The organism is Massilia sp., assembly GCF_032106685.1.
In the GTDB taxonomy this organism is placed as follows: Bacteria; Pseudomonadota; Gammaproteobacteria; order Burkholderiales; family Burkholderiaceae_D; genus Telluria.
Map to the genome: position 1 here is coordinate 1 of NZ_DAMCPG010000109.1, position 1,123 is coordinate 1,123.

The 1,123-nt window shown below is 67.6% G+C and carries 1 protein-coding gene; it reads right to left on the reverse strand.

Going from position 1 to position 1,123, the window contains the following annotated elements; genetic code table 11:
• The coding region (locus tag RT688_RS23795; protein WP_313707285.1) for a DUF1565 domain-containing protein at positions 1–1,123 on the reverse strand (1,123 nt) is incomplete at both ends.

The window sequence follows — 1,123 nt, forward strand, 5'->3', positions numbered from 1 at the left end:
GGCCGGCGAGGTGCTCTTCAGGCGATAGTCGCCGGTGCCGTTGGCCTGGTAGTTCACGAACTGCGGCTCGGCCGCGACGGTGGCGCTGACGGCGCCCTTCACCAGCCAGGCGCGGCCGGTGTTGAACACCAGGTTGTTGGCGTAGCGGTTGTTCTTGCCGACCGTGCCCATTTCCGTGATGCCGTAGGCGTTGCGGTAGACGATGTTGTTGGCCACGTAGTTGTTGCTGGTGCCGGCCGAGGTCGCGCCGCTGTCGCCGTGGCCGATCACGATGCCCATCTTGTTGCCGAAGATCGTGTTGTTGACGTAGGTGTTCGCCGTCGCGCCGTGCCAGCTGTTGATGCCGACCGAGGCCACGCCCGAGATGATGTTGTTCGAGACGATGTTGTTCTGGTTGGTCAGGTAGATGCCCTGCACGGTGTTGCAGCTTTGCGCCGCGACCCACTGCGCGCCGATGTTGCGCACGATGTTCGAATCGATCACCGCGCCGCCGCCCGGACCCCAGGCGTCGATCGCCGCGCCGCCGCCGCCGTTGCAGCCGCCGCTGACCTTCAGGTCGTGGACGAAGTTGTTGGCGATGCGTTCCTTGCCGCCCTCGGCCAGGATGCCGATGCGGCCGCTGCCGGTGATGTCGAAGCCTTCGATGTCGACGTAGGCGCCCTTCGAGTTCCAGCCCATGCCGGTGCCCGAGAAGACGATCTTCGCTCCCCACTTCACGTCGGAGACAAACTTGATGCGGGCGCTGGCGGTGCCGCTCTTGACCGTGCGGATGCCGGCGCTGCCGGTCGAGGGCGCGGCGACGTTGTAGGTGCCCGGCGCCACGTGGATGACGTAGCCGGCTTTCGCCAGCGCGTCGGCGCGGGCGATGGTCTTTACCGGCTTGGCTTGCGTGCCGGGGTTCGCGTCGGACCCCGTCGGGGACACGTACAGGTGCCCGGTGACGGTGGTCGCGGCCGGCGTCACGGCGGCGGCGGTCACGGCCGGCGCGCTGGTGGCGGCCGGGGAATCGAAGGCCGGCTCGACGAGCGTCTTGGCGGTCTGGGCCGAGGCGGCGCCTGCAAAGGCGAGCATGATGCTGGCGGCCAGGACGTGGTTGATACGAGCGGTTGCAACAGAAGCGAAT